The sequence below is a fragment of the Tellurirhabdus rosea genome, from assembly GCF_026278345.1.
Lineage (GTDB): Bacteria > Bacteroidota > Bacteroidia > Cytophagales > Spirosomataceae > Tellurirhabdus > Tellurirhabdus rosea.
The window spans coordinates 5052811-5078015 of record NZ_CP111085.1 but is presented as its reverse complement, the minus strand read 5'-3'; the positions used below and the strand labels follow the sequence as shown (position 1 = coordinate 5078015).

The 25205-nt window shown below is 58.4% G+C and carries 20 protein-coding genes; 13 read left to right on the top strand and 7 right to left on the bottom strand.

Annotated features, from left to right (window positions below; translation table 11 throughout):
* The first annotated feature begins 28 nt into the window (after nt 1–28).
* Nucleotides 29–823, top strand: a complete 795-nt coding sequence (locus tag ORG26_RS21435) for a thymidylate synthase (RefSeq protein ID WP_266365481.1) — start codon at nt 29–31, stop codon at nt 821–823.
* A gap of 76 nt (nt 824–899) precedes the next feature.
* On the opposite strand, the gene ORG26_RS21430 is transcribed toward ORG26_RS21435, so the two are convergent.
* On the bottom strand, nt 900–1187 hold the full coding sequence (locus ORG26_RS21430) for a 2TM domain-containing protein (RefSeq protein WP_266365479.1): 288 nt from the start codon (nt 1185–1187) through the stop codon (nt 900–902).
* 51 nt (nt 1188–1238) lie between these two features.
* Nucleotides 1239–1778, bottom strand: coding sequence for a DUF2306 domain-containing protein (locus tag ORG26_RS21425; RefSeq protein WP_266365477.1), 540 nt, complete (start codon nt 1776–1778; stop codon nt 1239–1241).
* 202 nt (nt 1779–1980) lie between these two features.
* On the opposite strand from ORG26_RS21425, the gene ORG26_RS21420 reads away from it, so the two are divergent.
* From ORG26_RS21420 to ORG26_RS21395, 6 genes are all read left to right on the top strand, one after another.
* Nucleotides 1981–3681 carry a helix-hairpin-helix domain-containing protein gene (locus ORG26_RS21420; protein ID WP_266365475.1) on the top strand — a complete coding sequence of 567 codons (1701 nt, stop codon included), beginning with the start codon at nt 1981–1983 and terminating at the stop codon, nt 3679–3681.
* 107 nt (nt 3682–3788) lie between these two features.
* The gene (locus ORG26_RS21415; RefSeq protein ID WP_266365473.1) at nt 3789–6194 is read left to right on the top strand and encodes a TonB-dependent receptor; all 2406 of its coding nucleotides are present in this window, start codon (nt 3789–3791) and stop codon (nt 6192–6194) included.
* Between the two features lie 3 nt (nt 6195–6197).
* Nucleotides 6198–7277: a DUF4249 domain-containing protein gene (locus tag ORG26_RS21410; RefSeq protein WP_266365471.1), complete on the top strand. Its 1080-nt coding sequence runs from the start codon at nt 6198–6200 to the stop codon at nt 7275–7277.
* Nucleotides 7278–7438: 161 nt separating this feature from the next.
* A complete protein-coding gene (locus ORG26_RS21405; RefSeq protein ID WP_266365469.1) occupies nt 7439–8443 on the top strand; it encodes a glycosyltransferase family 9 protein in 1005 nt (334 codons plus the stop codon).
* 157 nt (nt 8444–8600) lie between these two features.
* The gene (locus ORG26_RS21400) at nt 8601–9488 is read left to right on the top strand and encodes a carbon-nitrogen hydrolase (protein ID WP_266365467.1); all 888 of its coding nucleotides are present in this window, start codon (nt 8601–8603) and stop codon (nt 9486–9488) included.
* A gap of 93 nt (nt 9489–9581) precedes the next feature.
* Nucleotides 9582–11255, top strand: coding sequence for a hypothetical protein (locus ORG26_RS21395; RefSeq protein ID WP_266365466.1), 1674 nt, complete (start codon nt 9582–9584; stop codon nt 11253–11255).
* Between the two features lie 88 nt (nt 11256–11343).
* On the opposite strand, the gene ORG26_RS21390 is transcribed toward ORG26_RS21395, so the two are convergent.
* Complete coding sequence (locus tag ORG26_RS21390) at nt 11344–13548, bottom strand: GH92 family glycosyl hydrolase (protein WP_266365464.1); 2205 nt, start codon at nt 13546–13548, stop codon at nt 11344–11346.
* 143 nt (nt 13549–13691) lie between these two features.
* On the opposite strand from ORG26_RS21390, the gene ORG26_RS21385 reads away from it, so the two are divergent.
* From ORG26_RS21385 to ORG26_RS21365, 5 genes are all read left to right on the top strand, one after another.
* Nucleotides 13692–14768: an agmatine deiminase family protein gene (locus ORG26_RS21385; protein ID WP_266365462.1), complete on the top strand. Its 1077-nt coding sequence runs from the start codon at nt 13692–13694 to the stop codon at nt 14766–14768.
* A 185-nt stretch (nt 14769–14953) separates the two neighbouring features.
* Entirely contained in the window at nt 14954–15619 is a 666-nt protein-coding gene (locus ORG26_RS21380; protein ID WP_266365460.1) for a hypothetical protein, read from the top strand.
* 120 nt (nt 15620–15739) lie between these two features.
* Nucleotides 15740–18073: a peptidylprolyl isomerase gene (locus tag ORG26_RS21375; protein ID WP_266365458.1), complete on the top strand. Its 2334-nt coding sequence runs from the start codon at nt 15740–15742 to the stop codon at nt 18071–18073.
* 98 nt (nt 18074–18171) lie between these two features.
* Complete coding sequence (locus ORG26_RS21370; RefSeq protein ID WP_266365456.1) at nt 18172–19524, top strand: peptidylprolyl isomerase; 1353 nt, start codon at nt 18172–18174, stop codon at nt 19522–19524.
* Nucleotides 19525–19634: 110 nt separating this feature from the next.
* Nucleotides 19635–20600, top strand: a complete 966-nt coding sequence (locus ORG26_RS21365; RefSeq protein ID WP_266365454.1) for an AAA family ATPase — start codon at nt 19635–19637, stop codon at nt 20598–20600.
* Between the two features lie 63 nt (nt 20601–20663).
* Here the strand turns inward: ORG26_RS21365 and ORG26_RS21360 are convergent, their stop codons facing one another.
* Both ORG26_RS21360 and ORG26_RS21355 read right to left on the bottom strand, forming a co-directional pair.
* The gene (locus tag ORG26_RS21360; RefSeq protein ID WP_266365452.1) at nt 20664–21260 is read right to left on the bottom strand and encodes a nucleotidyltransferase family protein; all 597 of its coding nucleotides are present in this window, start codon (nt 21258–21260) and stop codon (nt 20664–20666) included.
* 67 nt (nt 21261–21327) lie between these two features.
* Nucleotides 21328–22827 carry a sensor histidine kinase gene (locus tag ORG26_RS21355; protein WP_266365450.1) on the bottom strand — a complete coding sequence of 500 codons (1500 nt, stop codon included), beginning with the start codon at nt 22825–22827 and terminating at the stop codon, nt 21328–21330.
* Nucleotides 22828–23107: 280 nt separating this feature from the next.
* Here ORG26_RS21355 and ORG26_RS21350 point away from each other — a divergent pair, with 280 nt between their 5' ends.
* A complete protein-coding gene (locus tag ORG26_RS21350; protein ID WP_266365448.1) occupies nt 23108–23338 on the top strand; it encodes a hypothetical protein in 231 nt (76 codons plus the stop codon).
* A gap of 55 nt (nt 23339–23393) precedes the next feature.
* On the opposite strand, the gene ORG26_RS21345 is transcribed toward ORG26_RS21350, so the two are convergent.
* Together ORG26_RS21345 and truA are read right to left on the bottom strand one after the other, a co-directional pair.
* Nucleotides 23394–24368, bottom strand: coding sequence for an XdhC family protein (locus ORG26_RS21345; RefSeq protein WP_266365446.1), 975 nt, complete (start codon nt 24366–24368; stop codon nt 23394–23396).
* 44 nt (nt 24369–24412) lie between these two features.
* Nucleotides 24413–25177, bottom strand: a complete 765-nt coding sequence (gene truA, locus ORG26_RS21340; RefSeq protein ID WP_266365444.1) for a tRNA pseudouridine(38-40) synthase TruA — start codon at nt 25175–25177, stop codon at nt 24413–24415.
* Nucleotides 25178–25205 lie beyond the last annotated feature (28 nt).

Here is a 25205-nt window from a genome sequence, read left to right as displayed (position 1 = left end):
AACCCGAAGCACCGCTCCGGGCTACCCCATGCAGCAATTCCACGATTTACTCCGCCATATTTTGAAAAATGGTACCCGCAAAACCGACCGCACCGGCACGGGTACCCTCAGCGTTTTTGGTCCGCAGATGCGCTTTGACCTGCGGGAAGGGTTTCCGCTGGTGACGACCAAAAAAGTCCACCTCAAATCGGTCATCCACGAACTGCTGTGGTTCATCCAGGGCGACACGAATATCAGGTATCTGAAAGACAATGGCGTGTCGATCTGGGACGAATGGGCCGACGCCAACGGCGATCTGGGCCCGGTCTACGGCAAGCAGTGGCGGAGCTGGGCTACCCCCGACGGCCGGACCATCGACCAGTTGCAGGACGTGCTCAATCAGCTGAAAAACAAACCGGATTCGCGCCGGATGATGGTTTCGGCCTGGAACCCGGCCGACGTGCCGAACATGGCTCTCCCGCCCTGCCATGCCCTTTTTCAATATTACGTTGCGGACGGCAGACTCTCCTGCCAGCTCTACCAGCGCAGCGCCGACGTGTTTCTGGGTGTGCCCTTCAACATCGCCTCCTATGCCCTGCTGACGATGATGGTGGCGCAGGAATGCGGCTACGAACCCCACGAGTTCATCTGGACGGGCGGCGATACGCACATCTACCTGAACCACCTCGAACAGGTCGAACTGCAGCTCTCCCGGGAGTTGCGCCCCCTCCCCCAAATGAAACTTAATCCGGACGTCAAGTCAGTTTTCGACTTCAAATTCGAAGACTTCACGCTCGAAAACTACAACCCCTGGCCCGCCATCAAAGCCCCGGTCGCTGTTTAGTTAAAAGTTAAAAATTAAGAGTTATGAGTTGGCTCCGCCGGTTAGCTTACTCCTCGGCGGAGACAACTCATAACTCTTAATTCTTAACTCTTAACTTTTCATATTCCCGTTCCACCAAAGTCTGCTCGTCGGTGGAGCGGTAGACGGAGAAGTAGTGCGAGGCGAGGCCGATGCCCCAGCCGAGGGTGGCCCAGAGAGGCCAGGGATAGCGGAAGCCGTTGAAGTTACCGCCAGACGTCACGAGGCTGATGACCACCCAGAGAGTCCAGAGAAAAAGGTTAACGAGCAGAAACGTGCGCAGATGCATTTTGAAGCCCGCGCGGGCTTTGGCCATTTTCCAGAGGTGAGGGTCGCGATTTTCCATGACTGAATTGATTTGTTTACAGTAAGTTAACGTTTTTTCGATGAAACAAACTTACCGTTTCAGCCGCCCGTTCTCTATTTTTTTCTGACTAACAACCGCTTCTACCCGACGAAATGGCCCAAAACGGGCGTAAATCTGTCTCCCGTACCGCAGCAGGAAACCGCCCGTCAGAAACGTGATGGCGGAAAGGCCCATCGTCACCCACCAGAAGTAATGCGCCGGAAACATCCGGTACGTCGATTCGACGAGTCCGGCGGCGTACAGGCCGGTCACCGACCAGCCCATGAGTGCTTCGTGCCAAAAACGCCAGTTTTTGGCCGGTTGCTTCAGAATGGCCATGCCCATGCCGCCTGTCAGCGTCAGCAGACTCATGACGGCGCCCCAGTGCACGACGCCGAAGTGCCCGAAGAGTTCGTAAATCCCGAAAGCCGTCCCGTTGACAACCAGCATGCTGGCAACGTACGCGTAACCCAGTTGCCGGTGCCGCCGGGTGCCTTTGGGCAACAGGACCACCGTTGTTCCGAAGAAAACCGCCAGCAGCGCCGCCGTTACGTGCAGTCCGCTGACTGGTGTGTGCAGAATCCGCTCCATACCCCTCTCCCTCCCTCTTGCTTTTCCGGGGCACGGAGGCCGCCGTTCTTTATCCGTTTTCTACAAGCTGTTCAGGACGATTGTTGAAAAAAGGTATTGTGTTGCCGGGGCAGGCCCGCCCCCCGCCCCGGCGAAGTCGCGCCGCCGGTAAGCCAACTTTGCTCCCTTTTCGATATTTTGCAGCCTGAAATCTGATGCGATCATGAGCAATACTGAAATTGTTGACATACTGGAACTGACTGCCAAACTGATGGAACTCCACAGCGCCGATCCCTTCAAGATTAAGGCGTTCAGTTCGGCGGCGTTCAACCTCGATAAAACCTCGGAAGACCTCACCCGGCTTTCGTTTCCGGAGCTGGTCAAGCTGCCGGGCGTGGGCAAAAGCGTCGCCGGGAAAATTCTCGAAATCGTGGAAACGGGCCGGCTGCAGGACCTCGACGACCTGCTCGCCCAGACTCCCGAGGGCGTTCTCGACATGTTCCGCATCAAAGGCATCGGCGCCAAGAAAATCCGGGTGCTCTGGCAGGACCTCGGCATCGACAACCTGCGGGACCTGCGGCTGGCCTGCGAAAGCGGTGAGGTCGCCAAGATCAAAGGCTTCGGCGAGAAATTGCAGCAGAACATTCTGGAATCGCTCGTTTTCCTCGAAAACCAGTCGGGCAAGCTGCGCATGGACAAGGCCGAGGCTCTGGCCGCCCAGCTGCTCGAAGAACTGGAAAAGGAATTCGGCCGCGTGGAAGTGACCGGGCAGGTGCGCCGCCGGGCCGAGGAGGTCGATACGGTCCAGTTTGTGGCGACCACCTCCAACCCCGTTGCCGCGCTCGACGCCCTGAACAACCTGCCTTTTCTTACCCAGAATGAAACCGCCTCCAGCCCGTTCATCTGGCGCGGCCAGGCCGACGGGTACGATGTCGGCGTTGAAATCCGGACGGTGCCCGAAAGCCAGTTTGAGCAGCAGGTTTTCATTCATTCCGCGGCCGAAGAGCACCTCGCCACCGTGACGCCGCTGGGCCTGACGCTGCTGCGCTACGCCCTCACCGAGCCTTTCGACGAAGAGGAACAGCTGTACCAGCGCGCCCGACTTCCCTACATCGTGCCCGAAATGCGGGAAGGCCGCGGCGAATGGGAATGGGCCGAACGCCACCGCAACGACGATCTGGTGAACTGGGACAGCCTGCGCGGCATCGTCCACAACCACAGCACCTGGTCGGATGGCAAGCACAGCCTGCAGCAGATGGCCGATTACTGCCGCGAACTGGGTTTTGAGTACTTCGGCATCGCCGACCATTCGCAGACGGCCTCCTACGCGAGCGGCCTGGAACCGTTCCGGGTGAAGCAGCAGCACGAAGAAATCGACCGCCTGAACGCCGGTTATGGCGACAGTTTCCGCATCCTGAAAGGCATCGAGTCCGATATTCTCGGCGACGGGTCGCTGGACTATCCGGACGAGATTCTGGCGCAGTTTGATTACGTCGTCGCTTCGGTTCACCAGACGCTCAACATGAGCCTCGAAAAAGCCACCACGCGGCTGCTGAAGGCGATCGAAAACCCGTACACGACCATTCTGGGCCACCCGACGGGTCGGCTGGTGCTGGCGCGGGCAGGCTACCCCCTCGACCACCGGGCCATCATCGACGCCTGCGCCGAGCACGGGGTGGTCATCGAAATCAACGCCAGTCCGTGGCGGCTCGACATGGACTGGCGCTGGATTCCCTACGCCATGGAACGGGGCGTGATGCTGAGCATCAACCCGGATGCGCACGAAATGGCCGGGTTTCACGACATGCACTACGGCATCTCCGTGGCCCGCAAAGGCGGCCTCACCCGGGCCATGACGTTCAATGCACTACCGCTGGCCGACATGCAAAATTACTTAGCCCAGCGCCGCCAGCGCAGACAGTAAAAAGCGGGACGGAGTCGCTTTTGCCCGTACCGGTTTCGACGTTTAGCCGCCCCCGTTTTGCGGTTCAACGTCGGGCACAAACCGCCCGCCCAGCACTCCGTCCCTTTATGCCCATACGTTTACTCGGTTTAATCTTTTTCCTGCTCATCTGTCGTCAGACCACCCGGGCCCAGGATAATCCGTCTTCCATTCCGTTTACCGGCTACGTGCGGGATGCGGCCAGCGGAGAGCCGATTCAGGGCGTAAACGTTTTTGTCATCGACAACCGGAAAGGGGTTATGACGGGCAAAGACGGCTTTTTTGTCATTCCGCTCGCGGCCGGAACGTACTCGGTCCGCTTTACGCATCTGGGCTACCGGCCCATCACGGTCTCCATTCCCATCAAAGAACGGGTTGTCCAGGACATTCGCCTCGAATCCGACGCCAGGGACCTCGAAGAACTGCTGGTCTCGACCGAAGCCGCCGACCGCAACGTCCGGAAAGTGGAGCTTGGCGTGACCCGGCTGAACATCAAAAGCATCCGGCAGATTCCGGCGTTTATGGGCGAAGTAGACGTGGTCCGGAGCCTGCTCCTGTTGCCCGGCGTCACCAGCGTCGGCGAAGGCGCTCCGGGCTTTAACGTGCGCGGCGGCAACACCGACCAGAACCTGATTCTGGTGGACGACGCCCCGGTGTTCAACCCGAGCCACCTGATGGGCTTTTTCTCGGCCTTTAACCCCGATGCCGTTCGGGACGTGATGCTGCACCGGGGCGGCATTGCTCCAGGATACGGCGGACGGGCCTCGTCGGTGCTGGACGTCCGGCTGAAAGAACCCGAAACGGAGCGGTGGACCCTGAACGGCGGCATCGGCCTCATTTCCAGCCGCCTGACCGTCGAAGGACCGGTGGTCAAAAACAAACTTTCGGCCCTGGCGGCCTTCCGGGGTTCGTTCAACGACTTTCTCTTCAAACTCGGGCCGAAAAACCTGCGGGATACCAAAGCCAATTTTTACGACGGCACCCTGAAAGCTAAATTTCAGCCGAACGAGCGCCAGACCTTTACCTACACGGGCTACCTCAGCCACGACGTTTTCAAACTCGCTTCCGACTCGCTGGCGAGCGTCGAGGTAAACGCTTCTTCGACGCAGTACACGTACAAAACCCTGAATCACACGCTGAAATGGAATTACTCCATCAGCGAAAAGCTGAACCTGAGTACGGCGGCCATCTGGAGCCAGTACCGTCCCGAAAGCTCTTCCCCGGATTCGTCGAACGCCTTCAGGCTGACATCCCGCGTGGAGCACCGGCAACTCCGGACCGACCTGACTTTTGTTCAGAACGAAAAGCACAGTTTGCAGGGCGGACTGAGTATCATCGACTACCGGCTCGAACCCAATTCGCTCGTCCCCGGCCCCTACTCCTCCGTACTGCCGAAGCTCCTGCCGACCGAACGGGCCTACGAGCTGGCGGCTTACGTGCAGGATGAGTGGAAACTGGCCGAAGCCGTGTCCGTTCTGGGCGGGCTGCGGTTTTCGGAGCTCATCAACCGGGGACCGGGCGACGTTCGGACGTTCGCCGAAAACCAGCCCTTTTCTCCCAACTCCATCGTGTCCGTCCGGACGTACGGGGCCGGGGAAGTCAGCCACCGGACGGGCGGGCTGGAACCCCGGCTGGCGCTGCGGTTTACGCTCTCGGAAGGGCAGTCCATCAAGGCCGGGTACAACCGGATGCGGCAGTACATCCACCAGATCACCAACACGACAGCCGCCCTGCCCATCTCGCGCTGGAAGCTGAGCGACCGCTATCTCAAACCCCAGATTGCCGACCAGTGGTCGCTGGGCTATTTCCGGAATACCGCCGACAACGCCTACGAACTGACGGCGGAGGTGTATTACAAAATCCTGCAGAATGCCATCGATTTCAAGGACGGAGCGGATGTTCTGCTGAGCGAGGTCGTGGAAGCGGAAGTGCTTCAGGGCCGCGGAACCGCCTACGGCCTCGAAACGCAGCTGCGTCGCAACAAGGGCCGCCTGACCGGCTGGGTCAGTTACACCTACTCCCGCACCCTGCTGACCCTGAACGGCCGTTTCCCGGAAGAGCGCATCAACGGCGGGCGGGCTTATCCGGCCAATTTCGACAAGCCCCACGCCATGAACGCTTCCCTGAATTACCGGCCGAATGTCCGCGTGGCGGTTTCGTTCAATTACACCTACAGCACGGGTCGGCCCATGACCCAGCCGTACGGCAAGGCCGTGGTCGGGGGCGTTCCGCTGCCCATTTTCCTCGACCGCAACCAGCAGCGCATTCCGGATTACCACCGGCTTGATTTCTCGGCCCAGTTTGACCGGGATCTTTCCATCAAAAAAACGAAACGCTGGCAGGGCAGCTGGATTTTCTCGGTTTATAACGTGTACGGCCACCGGAACGCCTATTCGGTCTTTTTCCGGCTCGATCCCCGCTCGTTCAAAGACGCCTACAAACTGTCCGTTTTCGGCGCGGCCTTTCCTTCGCTGACCTATAATTTCAAGTATTGATTCATGAAAAAGCTGAGCCGTTTTCTCTCTTCCTGCGCTACTCCCGCCCTGCTTTTTCTGCTCCTGGCCGTTTCCTGCGTCACGCCTTTCCAGCCGGAAGTAGCGACCATGCCCCGCGCGCTGGTCGTGGACGGCCAGATTACCGACCAGCCCGGTCCGCATTACGTGCGGCTGACCCGGACGGCCGATTATACCAATGCCGCCCTGAATCTGGTGGAAATCGGCGCCACACTGGTCATCACCGACAACCTCAACAACCGCCAGCCGCTGACCGAAACGGCCGATAAAGGCACCTATGCCACCCCCGCGGGCTTTCGGGGCGTGGCAGGCCGGACCTACACCCTCAGCATCCAGACGGCCGACGGCAAACGGTACGAATCGGCGCCGGAACTGCTGCGCGCGCCCGTGCCAATCAAAAAACTGTATTACGAATACCGGCAGAACCCGCTCTCCATCGCCGTCAACGACGTCCACGGCTGGGACGTGTATGCCGACCTCGACGACCCTAAGGAAACCGACAATTACTACCGCTGGAGCTGGGTTCACTACAACCAGATCTACGCCTGCCGGACGGTGTCGCCGCCGGGTCAGGACAATGTTTTTCTGGATTATCCGTGCTGCACGAACTGCTGGGAGATTGTCCGCTGCAACGGCTGCATCAACATCAATTCCGACGCGCTGATCAACGGCAATACCCTGAGTCGCCAGTCCATTGTGCGGGTGCCCTACACCAGCAGCAGCCGGTATTATCTCGAAGTGGAACAGCAGCACCTCAGCAAAGGAGCGTTCGAATTTCTGAATTCGGCCAAAAAGCTGACCCAGTCCACGGGCGGCCTCTTCGACCCGGCTCCGGCGGCTCTGCGGGGCAACGTCCGTTCGCTGGCCAGTCCGGAAGAGCTGGTGTTCGGCTACTTTGGTGCCGCCGGGGTCACGGTCATGCCGCTGTACGTCGACCGGCGGGACATCCGGGTCTCCCCGCCCGCCCAGCGGCAGGTGGATTTCGGCCAGCCCTCGCGGGCCTGCGTGGTCTGTGAGAACAACTCTTTCCGGACACCAAATCGTCCCCGCTGGTGGGAGTTCTGAGGGCGTTCGGGGCTCCGCATGCTGCCGCACCGACCAGCCCGTTGACCTTATAGTTTAAACTTCAACTTTTTTACAACCTTTTCGATTTTTTTCGCGTCTGTATCAAAGAACACCTTTCCGGCTCCTGAACTTTAAGCGGAAAGCCGTAATTTTGGAGTCTGATGCGTACCACGTCCCCCAAGTTTCTCATCATTCGGTTTTCGTCGATCGGCGACATCGTGCTGACGACGCCGGTAGTCCGCTGCCTGAAACAACAGGTGCCGGGGGCGGAAGTACATTTCTGTACCAAAGCGTCGTACCGGTCGCTGGTCGAAAACAATCCGTACATCGACCAGTGCCACTACCTCGACGGGTCGCTCAACGACCTCATCCGGCAGCTTCGGGCGGAGCGTTTCGACTACATCATCGACCTGCACAACAACCTGCGGTCGTCGCTCATCAAACTCCGGCTGGGCGTGCCGTCGCGCACCTTCGACAAACTGAATTTCCGGAAATGGCTGTACGTGCGGCTGAAAATCAACGTCATGCCGCCGGTGCATATCGTGGACCGCTACATGGCTACCGTCCGGCCGTTCAACGTGCTGAATGACGACCAGGGGCTGGATTATTTCATTCCTTACCGCGACCAGGTGGAGCCGGAATGGCTGCCCGAAACGCACCGCCACCGGTTTGTGGCGTTTGCCATCGGCGGACAGCACGCCACCAAGAAGCTGCCCCTGCCCCGCCTGATCGAACTGTGCCGGAAAATCGACTTTCCGATTGTGCTGCTCGGCGGCAAGGAAGACGCCGAAACGGGCGAAGCCATCCGGCAGGAACTGGGCGATTACCTGATTTACAACGCCTGCGGCAAATACAACCTCAACCAGTCGGCCTCACTGCTCCAGATGGCGAAGATCGTCTTCAGCCACGATACGGGCCTGATGCACATCGCCGCGGCGCTGAAGAAAAAGGTGTATTCCATCTGGGGCAATACGACGCCCTACCTGGGTATGTATCCGTACAAAACCAGTTTCGTCATTCTGGAAAACAACAACCTCGGCTGCCGGCCCTGCTCCCGCATCGGCTACGAAAAATGCCCGCTCGGCCATTTCAGGTGCATGAACGAGTTGTCGTTTGAGTTCGACATCCGCGAGCTGAAACGCAGCGCCCGCACGGGACGGCCGTGAGCGAACTTTTTTCTTCTTTTTGGTATTAGAAGGCTAGTTTCTCGCAGATTTACGGTGATTTCAGACGCAGATTTTACAGATTTTTTCTGCGATAATCTGCGTCTGAAATCACCGTAAACTGCGAGAAACAATCAACGTAAATTTTTCAATCCAGGGAATGTCCAAAAAAGTAAAAATCGGTCTGGTGCAGATGTCGTGTTCGGCCGATCAGGAAGCCAACACCGCGAAAGCGATTGAGGGAATCCGGAAGGCTGCGGCTCAGGGCGCGCAGATTGTGTGTTTGCAGGAACTCTTTCGTTCGCTGTACTTCTGCGACGTGGAAGACCACCATAATTTCTCTCTGGCCGAAGCCATTCCCGGTCCGACGACCGACCGGCTGGCCGAAGTAGCCCGGGAAACGGGGACGGTCATCATTGCCTCGCTCTTTGAAAAGCGGGCGCAGGGACTCTATCACAACACCACGGCCGTGCTGGACGCCGACGGGTCCTACCTCGGCAAGTACCGCAAAATGCACATTCCCGACGACCCAGGGTATTACGAGAAGTTCTACTTTACTCCGGGCGACGCCTCGCCCGGCGACACCGGCTACCGGGTTTTCGATACCCAATATGCCCGAATCGGCGTGTTGATCTGCTGGGACCAGTGGTACCCGGAGGCCGCCCGCATCACGGCCCTGATGGGCGCCGAAATCCTGTTCTACCCCACGGCCATCGGCTGGGACACCACCGAGCCGGACCCGAAGGTCAACGAAGAGCAGTACAGTGCCTGGCAAACCATCCAGCGCGGCCACGCCATCGCCAACGGCGTGCACGTGGTGGCCGTGAACCGGGTCGGGCAGGAAGCCGAACAGAAATTCTGGGGCGGCTCGTTTGTCGCCAATCCGCACGGCACGCTGCTGTATCTGGCCCCGCATGAGGAAGAGACTGTTCACGTTCAGGAAGTTGATCTTAATCTGACGGACAAGTACCGAACCACATGGCCCTACTTCCGCGACCGGCGGGTTGATTCGTATCAGGCAATTACCAGACGATACATTGACGAATAAAAAGCAAAAAAGCCGGCGATTATCAGCTGGCTTTTTTGCTTTTTAGCACGGTGTTTGCGTACAGCAAAGGGATTACCTTTGTCTGATAATTGAATGAATCTACTCACTTGTAAGCTTGTAAAACTTTCTTTACTGACCGGTACGCTGCTCGGCGCGCTCTCGGCGGCCAGCGGGCAGACCCCGGCTTCTGACCCCGGCTCGCGGCTGCAGAATGTCCTTCCCACCCTTTCGACCCTGACGCCGACCCCACGGGCCACGTTTACGCCCACAACGCGGAAAGGGTACTACAACATTGATGTGGTGGGCGACTTCACCCTGCCCGCGGCCAAAAGCCTGACATTCTGCGGGGCAGGCCGAAATCTGCACGTCAGCCAGGACTGGTCCAAGCTGTTCCGGCGCGGTTTTTCGTCCATCGACCAGACGCGGATGGTTCCCGAAGAAATCAACAATCCGTACATGCCCAAAACCGGCGCCTGGAAAAGCCGCCTCAAGCTCAGCCAGCGGGCCTACTGGATTCCCGGTCAGTACTTCGGCGACGCTCCGTACGGCCTGGGATGGGCCCGGAGCAGCGACCACGCCAGCACCACTTTTTACCGCCGCCCGCCCGGCGACCCCAATTACCAGAACAGCCTGTACGCGGCCGTAGAGCCCTTTCGGTACGGCTGCCAGACCTACAACGACTGCAACGGCTCGGCTCCGCTGGGTAGCTACGGCCTTATTCTGCTCGATGTGGAGAATGAATGGGCGAACAGCGAAAACCAGCAGGACCACGTCAACCTATACGTGTACCTGATGAAAACGCTGCGGGAAAAGGTCAGTTCGCAGACGCTGATCGGCTCGATCAACCCCGTGCCGCTGAACGGCTACGGCTATTCGCGTTCGTCGGATTTCCGGGCGGCGCCGCACTGGCTCTGGACGATGCCCGCCCGCCACACCCGCAGTTCACGCCAGCGGGGCATGCCCGACGATATTGAAGGAAAATCGTTCGGTTCGATGTGCGATTTTCAGATGCCGGGGGTTTATTACGTCTACCCGGACTTCGATTATACCATCGACCATTCGGGCGAAAGCGACCGCCACTGGCTGGCCGGGATGCTGCATGAACAGGAAGTGAACCTGCGTTTTGCGCCTCAGAAACGGATCGCCTGGCAGTGGATGTTCAACACCCAGAGCGGGCAGTTTCCCAACAGCAGCAAGGCCGAACACGCCGCCCCGCCCGCCATTGCCGAAGGCACCGCCATTTTCTACTGGTTTACCGGCGCGTACGGGGCCGTCCTCTGGGACGACTGGCGCGACCTCGTTCCCGACCAGGCCCCTACTCCCGACATGGTTGGCCTTGGCAACGATCGGGTGTACGCCTGCTACGAGCATTACCTCCACGGACTCTGGCGGCTGTTCAAACACCACGGCGATCTGTTCAACGGCCAGGAAGAGTACCTGAACGAACAGACGGAATGTTCCTTTGACGGCGGCAAGACCTGGGTTCGGTACTCGGCCAATCAGCTCAAAGTGAACCGATTGCCGTATGCCCGGGCCATCGTCAACGGCAACCAGATTCTGATCGCCGCCACTAAACCGTACGGCAAACCCGGCGAAGTGACCCGGATGAAAGTACGGTATCTTGACAAAGGGTACCGGTTCTACACGGACATCGCCCTGGTCGGCGACGAAATCTTCCTCGGCCGCGCGTCGATGGTGCAGGAGGATAATTTCAAAAACAAGGCCGTCAAGCGGGTGATTCAGAGCCGGACGGGGGGGAAATTTTGAATGATTGAATGGCTGAATGACTGAATGACTGAAGAATAGCTCCGCCAATCTTAGCACTGCGGAGCTATTCAGTCATTCAGTCATTCAATCATTCAATCATTTTCATTTTCAGCATCCCCCCGTCCACGATCGTTTTGTGGGGCAGCAGGTAGCCGGTGAAGGGTTTGCCGTTCAGTTGCATGGACTGGATGAAAGGCGTATCGGGGCTGTTGCCAGCCGCCTGGATGACGAACGGTTTTTTGCCGGGAGCCGGCTCAATCCGCACTTCCGCAAACGACGGGCTGCCCAGCACGTACTCCGGTTTGCCGGGACAGACCGGATAAAATCCCATCATCGAACACACCAGCCAGGCCGACATTTGCCCGGCGTCTTCGTTGCCGCTCAGGCCGCCCGGACCCGTGCCGTACTCTTCGCGGACGATGCGCCGCACCCACTCCTGCGTTTTGTGCGCCTGTCCGGCAAAGGGAAACAGATACGAAGCCTGATGGTCCGTTTCATTGCCGTGCCAGTAGTGCCCCTTATCGAAAAACGTGTTTAGCTTGTCGAGGTATTTTTCTGTTCCGCCCATCAGGCCAATCAGCCCCTCCACATTCTGCGGCACGTACCAGGTGTAATGGTAAGGGGTGCCTTCGCAGATGTACGACGCTTTTTCGTAAGGCTTGAACGGCTCCACCCAGCGACCATCCGCGTGACGGCCCCTGACAAATCCGGTTTGGGGATCAAACACGTTGCGGTAGTTTTGGGCGCGTTTCATTAATGCCTCATAATCGGCTGTTTTGCCAAGTGCTTTGGCCAGTTGTGCGAGTGCAAAATCGTCCAGCGCGTATTCGAGGGTGCGGGAAACCTGTTCGCGCTTGTGAAAGGCGTCCCAGACCGAATCTTCCAGCGGGATGTAGTTGTATTTGAGGTAGGAAGGCAGCGCGCGGCGGCCCCGGCCGTCCAGGTACTCTTCGCGGCTGGGGCTTTCGAAAGCGTTCTGGCGCATGTAGCGGTAGGCTTTTTCGGCGTCAAAACCGCGAATGCCCCGGCCGTAGGCGTCGGCAATCATGGTGCTGACGTGGTCGCCGATCATGGCCGCCGTGTAATTGTTCCAGGCCGGAAAAATCGGCATCCAGCCCCCCTGCTCCGCCTTCGCCACCAGCGACTTCACCATGTGCAGGCTCCGCTGGGGTTCCAGAATCGTCATCAGCGGGTGCAGGGCGCGGTAGGTGTCCCACATCGAAAAATCATCGTAATAGTCGAAGCCGACGGCCTTATGAACGGTCGTGTCCTGCGCAAAACCGGGGTAAGACCCGTCTACGTCGCTCACGATGCGGGGCAGCTGGTAGCAGTGGTACAGGGCCGTGTAAAATTTGACCCTCTCTTCCGGTGAGCCGCCTTTGACCTGAACCTTGCCGAGCGTCTGGTTCCAGACCGCCTCGCTCTGTCGCCGCAGGCCGTCAAAATCGGGTTCTTTGATCTCGGCTTCCAGATTTTCCCGGGCCGCTTTCAGGCTGGTGAACGAGGTGCCCACCCGGGCCTGCACCACTCCGCCTTTCGGGAAAGCGACCACCGTCTGCTGCCCGCCCGGTACCGATTGCCCCGGTTCGAAAGGCTGGTTGAAACGGATGACGAAGTAGCCGCTGAAGCCCGCCGGTTTGCCCCAGCCCTGGTAAATGCGGTGGACCGGATTGTAGCCGTAGACTTCGTTGCGGGCGGGGTCCCAGGCCACAAAGCCCTGCTTTTCGTCGCTGTTCGGATGGACGTAGACAAACCCCGGTTTCCCCGCCGGGAAGATGAACCGCAGCAGCCCCGAGCGCACCGACGCCGTAAGTTCGGCAACCACATCGAAATCATCCAGCCGGACGCGGTAGTAAGCGGGGGTGGCTTTTTCGGTCGCGTGGCTGAACCGCGACGTCGGGCGGGCGCGCATCTGCCGGAGCGTGTCGGGCTTATCGGTGGTGAACGGCATGAGCGTCACGCTGCCGTAATCCTGCGTACAACTGCCGCTCATCCAGTGACTTCCGCGAAAGCCGGTCAGCCGTTTGTCATCGTAGTAATAAGGCGAAATGCATTTCTGCTCCGTAGGCCGGGTTTCGGGCGTCCACTGGGTCATGCCGAACGGGCGGCCCACGGCGGGGAACGTCTGCCCCTTCAGTTCCGACCCCGCTTCGCTGTGTTTTCGGGCGCTTTCGGTGGTGGCGGGAGCCGTTCCGATGAGCGGGTCCACGTACTGAAGAGGTCCCTGCGCGAGCGCCACAGCCCCCGAAAGGAAGAGGAAAAAGCTGGTGGTAAACGTTCGTAGGCGAATCATAGGGCGGTAGGCAGGATGCCGTCGTCTTTTCGGGCATAAGCAGTTTGGCGGTCATCCCTACTTTCGTTTCGCCGCTTTGCCCACGCAATGTAAGGACGCAACCCGCATATTTTCGTACTTTTGCCCCGGCAAGTAGAAAACGCATGAACACTGAATTCCGGCACGAAGAAACCGACGAGATCATTCCTCCCGCCCGGCAGGGCTTTTATTTTCCCGCCGAATGGCATCCCCACGTAGCTACCTGGCTCAGCTGGCCCCATACGGAAGCCTCCTGGACCCGCGAACGGCAGGAGCTGATGTTCCCGGCTTATCTCGAATTTATCAAAACCATCGCCCGCTCGGAGCAGGTGTGCATCAACGCCCATAACGAAACGGTCATGCAGACGGCCCGCATGCGGCTGCTGATGGCCGGGGCCGACATGGAGCGCATTACGCTGCTGCCGCACGCGACCAACGACTCCTGGTGCCGCGACCACGGCCCGGCATTTCTGATCAATCCCGACCGGAAAAGCCGGATGATCGTCAACTGGGGCTATAACGCCTGGGGCGGCAAGTACCCGCCGTTCGACCGCGACGACCTCATTCCGGGGGCCATCGCCAATTACCGGGGGCTGCCCTACGTCACGCCGGGCATCATCATGGAAGGAGGCTCGGTGGAATTTAACGGCGCCGGAACCGTCTTGACCAGCCGCGCCTGCCTGCTGAATCAGAATCGAAACGCCCACCTGACGCAGGACAAAATCGAGCGGTACCTCCGCGATTTCTACGGCGTTCAGCAGGTGCTGTGGGTCGAGGAAGGCATCGTCGGCGACGATACCGACGGCCATATCGACGATACGGTCCGCTTTGTCAACGAAGATACCGTCGTGGCGGCTTACGAACCAAACAAATCCGACGACAACTACCCGTTCCTTCAGGAGATTCACCACGAGTTGAAAAGCATGCGGCTGCTCAACGGCAAGCCGCTGAACATCATCGAACTGCCCATGCCCGACCCCGTTTACAGCGAAGGGCAGCGGCTCCCGGCTTCGTACGCCAACTTCTACATCAGCAACGGCCACGTCCTTGTCCCGACGTTCCGCTGCGCCAAGGACCAGCTTGCTTTGGACATTTTGACGCAGTGTTTCCCCGGCCGCGAGGTGGTGGGCATTGATTCGACGGAAATTATCTGGGGGCTGGGCAGCTTCCACTGCCTGAGCCAGCAGGAACCGGCAGTCTGACCACCCCTGTCAGCGGTCTGCAAGACTCTGACAGGAATAGGCGGGAATCAAAGGCTAAAGAGTAAAGGAAACCTGTCAGGGTCTTGCAGACCGCGGACGGGGTGGGTCGTTTTTCATGAATGGATATGATTGAGTCTGTTTTTTTACTTTTCCGGAAAAGAACTCCGGCTTCGTTATGCCGGGTTATGGTCAGGCTGGCCTTCTGCGGAATTCCCGTTCTGGCAGGCTGCACCAAACCGCTGACGGCCGAGTTACGGCTCCGGTCCCTGAAAGCTAACAACCTGGAGGAAACCATCAGCCGGAAAGACGAGGTCATGATCGCCTACTCGCTGACGGCGTTCGACAGCAAAAACCAGATGGTCGGGGTGGTCAACAACGCCTGGGGCGTGCAGACGATGACCAAAGGCATGAGTACCACCCTCGCCAGCCAGGCGCCCGTTCAGCTCGAAATTCCGAAGGGCGGCAAAGTGGTGGCCTCGCTGGTGCTGATCGAAGTCGACAACTACGCCGAAGCCCAGTCGCTGGTGGGCCGGATTCAGCAGGTGAACAAATGGGTGCAGGTCCCGGCCGGATTTCTGGCCCTGGGAGTCGAAGCCCTGACGCCGCTGAAGTACGTCACGCTCGGGCTGACCGCCGCCGGGTTGGGTGTCCAGCTGGCCGACCGCCTCGACGACGACGACCTGCTGGGCCAGAGCAGCGTGGAGCTGAAAGATACCGAATTACAAAAAAGCCCTCAGAAACTCCTGCGGATTCCGGCCCGGTTTACAGGCGAAAACCTGCGGGATTCATTTGATTATCAGCTGGAATACGATGTCCAGCTAAAACGGATGCGATTCATGGCTAAGAAATAATCCATTCCGGTTTTCGTTAAAAAAGACAATAACCAATTCCAAAAACATCCCTTTCCGACAGGAAAGCCGCAACCAATTTTTTCCCGCGGCTGTTTTCTTTTTGTGAAGAGGCTCCCCGTTATGCGTTTATACTCACCGCGTTTAGTGACTACTCCTGCCTGTTCCGTCCTGCTGAAATCCGCCCTGGGCGGGCTCCTGCTCGGCGGTTTGCTGGCAGGCTGCAAGCCGTCGGCTCCGGCTAAAACGGTGACCCCACCGGAACCCGTCATCCTGAAGCTCGGCAACAAGGCTTTCACGACGGATGAATTTTTTCAGTCCTTTACCAAAAATCAGATTTCCGCCGATTCTGGTCGCCGGACCGACATCCGGGAATATTTTGATTTATACACCAACCTGAAACTGAAGGTGCTGGCCGCCGAAGCGGAAGGCCGGGACACCACCCTGGCCGTGCGGGAAGAACTGGCCACCTACCGTCAGCAGCTGGCGCAGAACTACCTGCACGACAAGGAACAGATCGAAGCGCTGACGGCCGAAGCCTACGAGCGCATGAAAGAGGAAGTATCCGCCTCGCACCTGCTGATTCCGGTGCCCGAAGATGCGGCCCCTGCCGATACGCTGGCGGCCTGGAACACCATTCAGGACCTGCGGAAACGGCTGACGGCCGGAGCGGATTTCGAAGCCCTGGCCCGGCAGTATTCCAAGGACCCTACCGTGGCCTCGAATGGCGGCAGCCTCGGCTATTTTTCGGTCTTTCAACTCATTTACCCGCTCGAAACGGCGGCTTACACCACTCCCGTCGGCAGTGTTTCCGGTCCGGTACGGTCCCGCTCGGGCTACCATCTGGTGAAGGTGAACGACCGGCGCGCAAGCCGCGGCAAGCTCCGGGTGGCGCACATCCGGGTGCAGGTGAGCCAGCAGGCCGACGAGCAAAGCCAGCAGGCGGCCGAAAAACGCATCAACGACGTTTATCAGAAACTGCAAAAAGGTGAGTCGTTCGAAGACCTTGCCCGCGAGTTTTCCGACGACCGCGAGTCCCGCGCGACGGGCGGCGTGCTGCCCGTGCGGGAGGTAGGGCGCTGGGTACCGGCCTTCGAAGAGGCGGCCTTTGCCCTGAGCGAACCGGGCAGTTATTCGAAGCCGTTCAAAACGCGCTACGGCTGGCACATCGTTAGGTTGCTGGAACGCATTCCGATGGAACCCTTCGAGGCCCTGGCGCCCGTCATCCGGCAGAAAGTAATGACCGATACGCGGGGCGACCTCATGCGCCGGACGCTCACCCAGCGGCTGCGCCAGCAGTACACCGTCGGCCCGAACGCCGAAAACTGGACGCGCGTGCTGGCCCTGGCCGACAGCAATCTGCTCCAGGGACGCTGGAAAGCAACGGTACCGGCCGATCTGAGCGGCAAACCGCTGGTCACCGTGCAGAACAAACCGTACACCGTAAACGAGTTTATTGATTATGTAGCCACCCGCCAGCAGCCCCGCCCGGTGGGTTCGTCGGCGCCGGTGGTGATGCAGCGCCTGTTCAACCGGTTTGTAGACGACCGGCTGATTGCAACGGAAGAGGCCAATCTGGAGTCTAAGTATCCGGAGTTCCGGACCGTGATGAGCGACATCCGCGACGGCGTGCTGCTTTCGCAGGTGATGGAAGCCAACGTCTGGGACAAATCCCTGACGGACACGACGGCCCAGCGGCGGCTTTGGGAGCAGAACCGGGAGAAATACCGCTACGACTCACGGGCCGTGGCGACGGTGCTGGTGGCGCAGGACGAAAACGTGCTGAAGCAGGCGGCCGAAATGCTGGCCAAAAAGCCGTTCGAACTGCGGCGCTCAGTGGCCGACCTGTCGTACGGGGTCAACCAGACGACCTTTACGGCCAAGATGCGGGAGAACATTTTCGATCTGCTGGTGATTCTGATCAAAAATCCGGATTACGTGGTCGAAGTGGTCGGCTCTGCCGACGCGCCGGAGCGGGATACGGTCTCGGCGGGCCGGATTCGCAACGTGGTCAATTACCTGACGATGAACGGCATTCCGCTGACCCGGATCATGGAGCGGGACTACAGCAAGTTCCGGCCTGGCGTCAAAGGGGAAGCGGCCCGGCGGGTGACGTTCCGGTTGTATTCCAATTCGCGCGTCGATGTGGCCCGGGCGCTGAACGGCAAAGCTCCCAACGCGCTGGCCCTGACGGAAGGCAATTTTACCCGGGGCCAGAATCCCTACGTGGACGCGGTGGAATGGAAGCCGGGGAACACCACCCTCCGCCGCGACGGCAAAGTGGTGATGGTGATGATCGAGCGCATCGAGCCGCCCCGTCAGAAAACGTTTGAAGAAGCGAAAGGCGCGGTGATCAACGAGTACCAGGCCATTCTGGAGAAACAACTGCTCGACCGGCTGCGGCAGCAGTTCCCCGTTCAGGTGAACGACGAGGAGGTCCGGAAACTGGTGAAATAATTTTGCAAAGGGCGCACCATTCAACAGAAAGCCGTTGTTCGGGAGCCACAGAAAAGGTATAATTGACAAATAAAGTCTTTCTAAAAAGAATGAACCGAATGAAGAACACAGTCTGGCTATGGGCAGCCCTTTTGACGCTGGTGGCCGGTCCCGCCTTTTCGCAGGGCAGAGGCATCAGCATCAATAAAATCGTAGCCAAGATCGACAACTACTACGTCCTGAAATCCGACATCGACCGGATTCGCCAGCAGTATGTCGAACAGAACCAGAAAGCCCCGGCCGACTGTCAGATTCTGGAAAGCCTCGTCGTCAACAAGATGCTGCTGGCCAAGGCCGAAATCGACTCGGTGACCGTGGAAGAGAAGATTGTGGACAGCCAGCTCGATGCCCGGATGTCGTACATGATCCAGCAGTTTGGCTCGGAGAAGAACATCGTGGAAGCCTACGGCAAAAGCCTCGACGCCCTCAAGAGCGACGTTCGCCAGGAAGTGAAGGAACAGATGCTGATGCAGCGGATGCAGCAGAAAATCACGGACGATATCAAGATTACCCCGAGTGAAGTCCGCCGCTTTTTCAACGCCATCCCGCGCGACAGTCTGCCCTACATCCCGGCCGAAGTGGAAGTAGGCCATATCGTCCGGGTGGCCCGGGCTACCAAAGAGCAGAAAGCCGAGCTTCGTGCCCGCCTGCAATCGCTGAAAGACCGCGTTCTGAAAGGCGAGGATTTTGCCAAACTGGCCACCGAGTTTTCGGAAGACGTGGGTTCGGCCCAGCGGGGCGGTGATCTGGGCTACGCCAAGCGGGGCGCGATGGTCGCCGAGTTTGAAGGGGCCGCCCTGAAACTCAAGCCCGGTGAAATGTCGGATATCGTTGAATCGGAATACGGTCTGCACCTGATCCAGCTCATCGAGACGCGCGGCGCAGAATACCACGCCCGCCACATCCTGCTGCGGCCGGATTACAACCGCCTCGACGTGTCGGAGCCGACGCGCTTTCTGGACAGCCTGCGGACCCTGATTGCCGCCGACACCCTCAAGTTTGAAAAAGCCGCCAAGGACTTTTCGGAAGACAAAGCCACGGCCGACGCGGGCGGCATCATGCGCGACCCCAACAGCAACGCCTCGCTGCAGCCGATGGACCAGTCCATGGATTACGCGCTGTTCATGACGCTGGACTCGATGAAGGTAGGCACCATCAGCCGCCCGCTGACCTTCCGGACGGAAGACGGCAAAAGCGCCATGCGGATTCTGTACTTCAAACGGAAGGTAGACCCGCACACGGCCAGCCTCAAAGACGACTACGAAAAGATTGCCAACATTGTCATGGCTAATAAAAAGAACAAAGCCATCGATGACTGGTTTAGAAAAGCAGTGGCCGATGTGTACATCAACATCGACCCCGAATTCGAAGCCTGCGGCGTCCTCAGGAACGTCCGGGCCGAAGGACAATAAGTGAGTTAAGAGTTAAGAATTAAAAATTAAAAGTAATTATCTCGGTTACTTTTAATTTTTAATTCTTAACTCTCAACTCTTAACTCTCACTTCCTAACTCCTTTCACACTGTGGTTCAGTACAATTCAGATGTTGCCGCTGCTGAGGCGCTGAATGAGGCGCACAAACGACTGACGGGCGAAATTTCGAAGGTAGTCATCGGACAGGACGAAACGGTCCGGCTGCTGCTGACCGCCATTTTCTGCCAGGGTCACTGCTTACTGGTGGGCGTTCCGGGTCTGGCCAAAACGCTTTTGATCCAGACCATCGCCGGGGCGCTGGACCTGAGCTTCAACCGGATTCAGTTTACGCCTGACCTGATGCCTTCCGATATTGTCGGCTCCGAAACCCTCGATCAGGAACGGCGCTTCAAGTTCATCAAAGGGCCCATTTTTGCCAACATCATCCTGGCGGACGAAATCAACCGGACCCCGCCCAAAACCCAGTCGGCCCTGCTGGAAGCCATGCAGGAATATTCGGTGACGATTGCCGGACAGAAATACCCGCTTGGCCGCCCGTTTTTTGTACTGGCGACGCAGAACCCGATCGAACAGGAAGGAACCTATCCCCTGCCCGAAGCCCAGCTGGACCGCTTTATGTTCAACATCTGGCTGGATTATCCCTCGTATCAGTCGGAGCTGGACATTGTGAAGAGCACGACCAGCGACGAGCGCTATCAGGTGCAGAAAGTTATTTCGGGAGAAGAAATTCAGGCGTTTCAGCACCTGGTACGGCGCGTGCCGGTGGTCGATAACGTGATCGAATACGCCGTCCGGCTAGTCCACAAAACCCGCCCCAATACCGAACTTGCCCATGCCGATACCAACCAGTACCTGGAATGGGGTGCCGGTCCGCGGGCGTCGCAGTCGCTGATTCTGGCGGCCAAGTGTAACGCCCTGCTGAACGGCAAATACTCGCCCGATATCGAAGACGTCCGGGCCGTGGCGCTGCCGATTCTGCGCCACCGGATCGTCCGGAACTTCAAGGCCGAGGCGGAAGGCATCACGGTAGACAACCTGATCAAACGACTCCTGTAATTCCGGCTAACGCCGGGGTTTATACGAAAAAAGCGGACCGAACGTCCGCTTTTTTCATTTTACCTATTCTCCCGGTTCCCGGAACGCCTTTACATCCTCCGGGGTGTCGAGGTCGATGCGACCGGCTTCAAACTCCACGATGGCGCAGTGGTCCCGGTTCTGTTCAATGAGCCAGCGCGCGCCCTTATCTCCTTCCAGCGAAAGCAGGGCCTCGATGTAATCCCGGCTGAACAACGCCGGAACACCCAGGTGCCCCGCATACCGGCAGGCCACAATCGGCTTCCCGCTTTCTGCAAAAACATGGGCCAGCTGCTTGACCAGACCGGCGTTGACGAACGGCTGGTCGGTCAGCAGAAACAGAACGCCGTCGATTTCGCGCAGGGTCAGGTAAAGCGCCGCCAGTCCGGTTTTGATGGACGTAGACAGGCCCTGTTGCCAGAACGGATTGTCGATGACCGTAATGGGCAGGCCGTCCAGTTCCGGCGTCATTTGTTCCTTGTGCGCCCCCAGCACCACCACGACCGGCCGCAGATCCGTTTCCAGAGCGGCGTCCACCGTCCGGCGCAGCAGGGTACGCCCTTCCACCTCAATCAGTTGTTTTAGCTGGCCGCCCATGCGGGTAGAGGCACCGGCCGCCAAAATCACGACTCCAATATTCATACTGCAAAGAAAGAATTCCTGCCGGACATACCGAAGGGCGTCGCTCGAATTTGGGGCCCGGCGGCGTTTAATCCAGCGGAAGGTACACCGTAAACGTGGTTTGCTCTCCGGGTCGGCTCTTTACGGTCAGGAGTCCTTTGTGGTTTTCCACAATCTTTTTGCACAAGGCCAGCCCGACGCCGGTTCCCGGGTATTTTTCGGCCCCGTGCAAACGCTGGAACATGCCGAAAATCCGTTCCAGATGGCGGTCGTCGATCCCGATGCCTTTGTCGATGAAGTCAATCTTTGCGTAGGCTTTTTCTTCGGAGGGAAAAGCTCCGGGCTCCACCACCGGCCGGTTGACCACTTCCCCGCGGATGTGCACGACCGGCGGTTTGCCCGGCTGGTGGAACTTCAGGGCGTTGTTCAGCAGGTTGTCCAGAAGCTGATAAAGCTGGCGCATGTCGCCCTTGACCCTGGGCAGTTTGTCTAGCTGCACCTCCGCTCCAGATTTCCGGATGGAGGCTGCTGCGTCGCTGATTACCTCCTCCGCTAATTTGTTCAGGTCGATGGAGCGCATGTTTGCCGGGCGGGTCGTCAGCCGGGAGTACGCCAGCAGATCGCTGACCAGCGCGTGCATCCGGGTTACGGCGTGCTGGAGGCGATTGACCAGCCCCACCCCCTCTTCATCCATCCGGTCGCCGTACTGGCTAAGCAGAATGTCGCTGAATGCCTTGATTTTGCGAAGCGGCTCCTGAAGGTCGTGGGAAGCCACCGAAGCAAACTGGTGGATGTTGTCGTTGGACATTTCCAGCGCCTGGTTCATGTTCACTAGCTGCTGCTGGTAGCGAATCGAGGCCGAAACGTCGGAGAAAGTGAGCAGCACGCCATCATCCTGTTTGACCATCAGGATATCCATCCAGATGCGCTCGTCGCCGTTCTGGTACGGCAGTGTGAAGCGCTGGCTTCGGCCCGTTTCGGTGGTTTCGACGGCGCGCTGAAACAGCCCGGTCGTGTGTACGTCGGGGAAAACGTCCGCCCACCGGCAGCCGATCATTTCCTGCGGGGTCCGGTTCACGTAGCGGGCGTTGGCCGGGTTGGTCATCAGCACCGTAAAATCCGTCACGAGGCCCGCATAATCCCGGACCGCCCGGAGCAGCAGCAGCGGCAGCAGCGACTCGGAAACAATCGTTTCCAGCAGTTGCGCCTGGCTCATGGACGGCGTGATGTCCTCCAGCACCAGCATCAGTTCGGCTTCCCGGAACGGAACCGCCACCACGCGAATCCAGGCCCGGGCCGGGTAATAGTAATGCGTTTCGAAGTAAGGTCGGCCCCGGTCGATAACGCGCTGCAGCACCGGGAGGTATTGTTCGCGGACCGGGTAGATCTCAAACAGTCTGAGGCCGACCTGAAGATTTTCCGAGCGGAAACCGGTGTATTCGAGCAGGCCCGGCGTGAAATAAATAATTTCGAAGTCTACTAATGCTTTTTCCTCATGAACCGGTTTGAAAATTACATAACCGTACGGGGACTTCTCCAGTATCTTCCGATAAAAATCAGGTCCAAATTCAAGCGATGAGGAGTCCATCTATATATCGGGTCACCAGCCGTTGTGTTTACTTAAGATTTTTACTTAGCGGCTCGTAATTAAGTTGCTAATTATCAATAAACTGAAAATAACCCAATCTTCCCTACAAACCATTAAAATTTTGCGAACTAATTAGTGAATGGTTAAACAAAGCGGCATACCCGATGTTATGTGAACTAATCCCTTTTATTCTATAATTTTTGTAGACAAACAGGCCCTGGGCTTGCCGGGAACCGTTTGCATTTTTCGTTCACACTATTCACACCTAAAGCAAAGCAAAATGAATGCATTACAGGAAGTGCTGGAGATGGTAGAGCGGCTTGAGGCCCCCCAGCATGTGGCGGAGGCAGAGGCGGAAATGACGGCGTTTATGCAAACGGCCAGCCCTACAGAACAGTTTCAGATTCAGGAGTCGGTCGGCGAAAAGGCCCGCTTACTGCTGGAGGAGCTGGATGAATTAAAGATAGTCATCAACAAATACCTCGGAATAAGTGGAATTGATACGATTTAAATCAGGTTGACAAAAAACCAGAAACGCGGCCAATCTTCTGGCCGCGTTTTTTATGTCAAAGGGAGGAGGTGGTCATGACACTTTCGCCGGTTTGGTGGATCGGCGCATTCTTGAATTTCAATGGTCGGCCCGACGCTTTGCGGAAGAAGGCCTGAATTTCGGCCACCACCGAGAGGGCGATTTCCTGCGGTGTTTCCGCGCCCAGATCAAGCCCGACGGGTCCGAAAATCCGGTCTGTATCCCCGGGTTTCAGTCCCGAAACCTCGCCCAGCAGGGCGTCGCCCCGCTTTTTGGGTCCCAGCAGACCGATGTACGGAATGTCGGTCTGCAGGAGTTTTTCCAGCACGGCCCGGTCGTATTTGTAATTATGCGAAATCAGTACGGCGGCCGAAAATTCGTCGATCGCCAGTTTCTGGGCCACTTCGTCCCGCGGAATGGCGACCATTTCGTCCGCGGCGGCGAAGCGTCTGGGCATCAGGTGCGCCACGCAGTCGTCGGTAATGACCACCCGCCAGCCGACCTGTTTGGCCAGCTGCACGAGCGGGGCGGCGTCGTACCCCGCGCCAAACACCAGCAGCTGAATATCGGGCTTCAGCGTTTCCGAAAAAACGGAGCCGTCGGGCAGCGGTGTATCCAGCGTGACGATCTGCCGTTCGCGGATGATGCGGGCCAGGGTTTCGACGCGGTTGCCGGGGTCCGTCGGGTCGATGGGTTCGAGCAGAACGTCGAGAATGCCGTTACAGCCCAGACCGATGCCGAAGTTTTCGCCTTCCGGGTCCGAGGTGTCGTATACGACTAACCGTGCCTGTCCGCTGCTCATCACCTCGCGGGCTTTCCGGAGGGCATCTCCTTCCAGACAGCCGCCGCTGATGGCTCCGATCCACTGCCCGTCGTCGGTGATGTACATGCGGGCTCCCGGCCTCCGGTAACCTGATCCGCGCAGGCCGACCACCGTCGCCAGCGCCGCCCGCCGCTGTCCAAAATCCGTCTGCCGGTAGGCGTTGATAATTTGCTGAAACTCATTAATCATACCTGTGCCCGCCAGTTGCCTGTGTACGCGGCAGGCTGGCGAAATCAAATTTGGTTATTTTTTTTCGTAAAAACCTCTTCCGGGTAACCTACTTCGACCAAAAACAATCCGTTGGCCGGGGCCGAGCGTCCGGCTTTCCGGCGGTCGCGCTCCCGAATGATCTGTTCGAATTCGGCTACCGTCATGCGCCCCTGCCCCACTTCGAGCAGCGTCCCGACCAGTGTCCGGACCATGCCGTAGAGGAAGCGGTTGGCTTTGATGTGAAAGGTAAGTTCGTCGTTTACGAGCAGCCATTCGGCCCGCTCAATCTTGCACCGGAAATGACTCACGCTTGTCCGCACCTTGCTGAAGCTCTGGAAATCCGTGTGTTGCAGCAACAAAGCACTCGCTTCGTTCATGCGGTCAATGTCGAGATCGGCCCGAAACACATAGACCAGATCCGTCAGGAACGGGCTTTTCCGCTGCCGGATTCGGTACTGGTAATACCGCGAAAAGGCCGTGTACCGGGCGTGGTCGTCGTCGCGCACCGGGAAGATGGCGTGAATGGCCACATCGGGCGGCAGCATGCAGTTGAGGGCGTGCAGAAAGGCGCCGGTCACGGTCAGCGGCTCCCCGACTTCAAAATGAGCAAACTGCTGTTCGGCATGGACCCCCGAATCGGTCCGGCCGCTGCCGACAATTTCGATGGGCTGCCGGAGGATGGTGCTGAGGGCCTTTTCCAGCACCTCCTGCACGCTGATGCCATTGCGCTGGTGCTGCCAGCCGTGGTAATTCGTGCCTTTGTAAGATAACTCAATGAAATAACGCATGTAACGGCAAAAATAAACAACGGCGCGG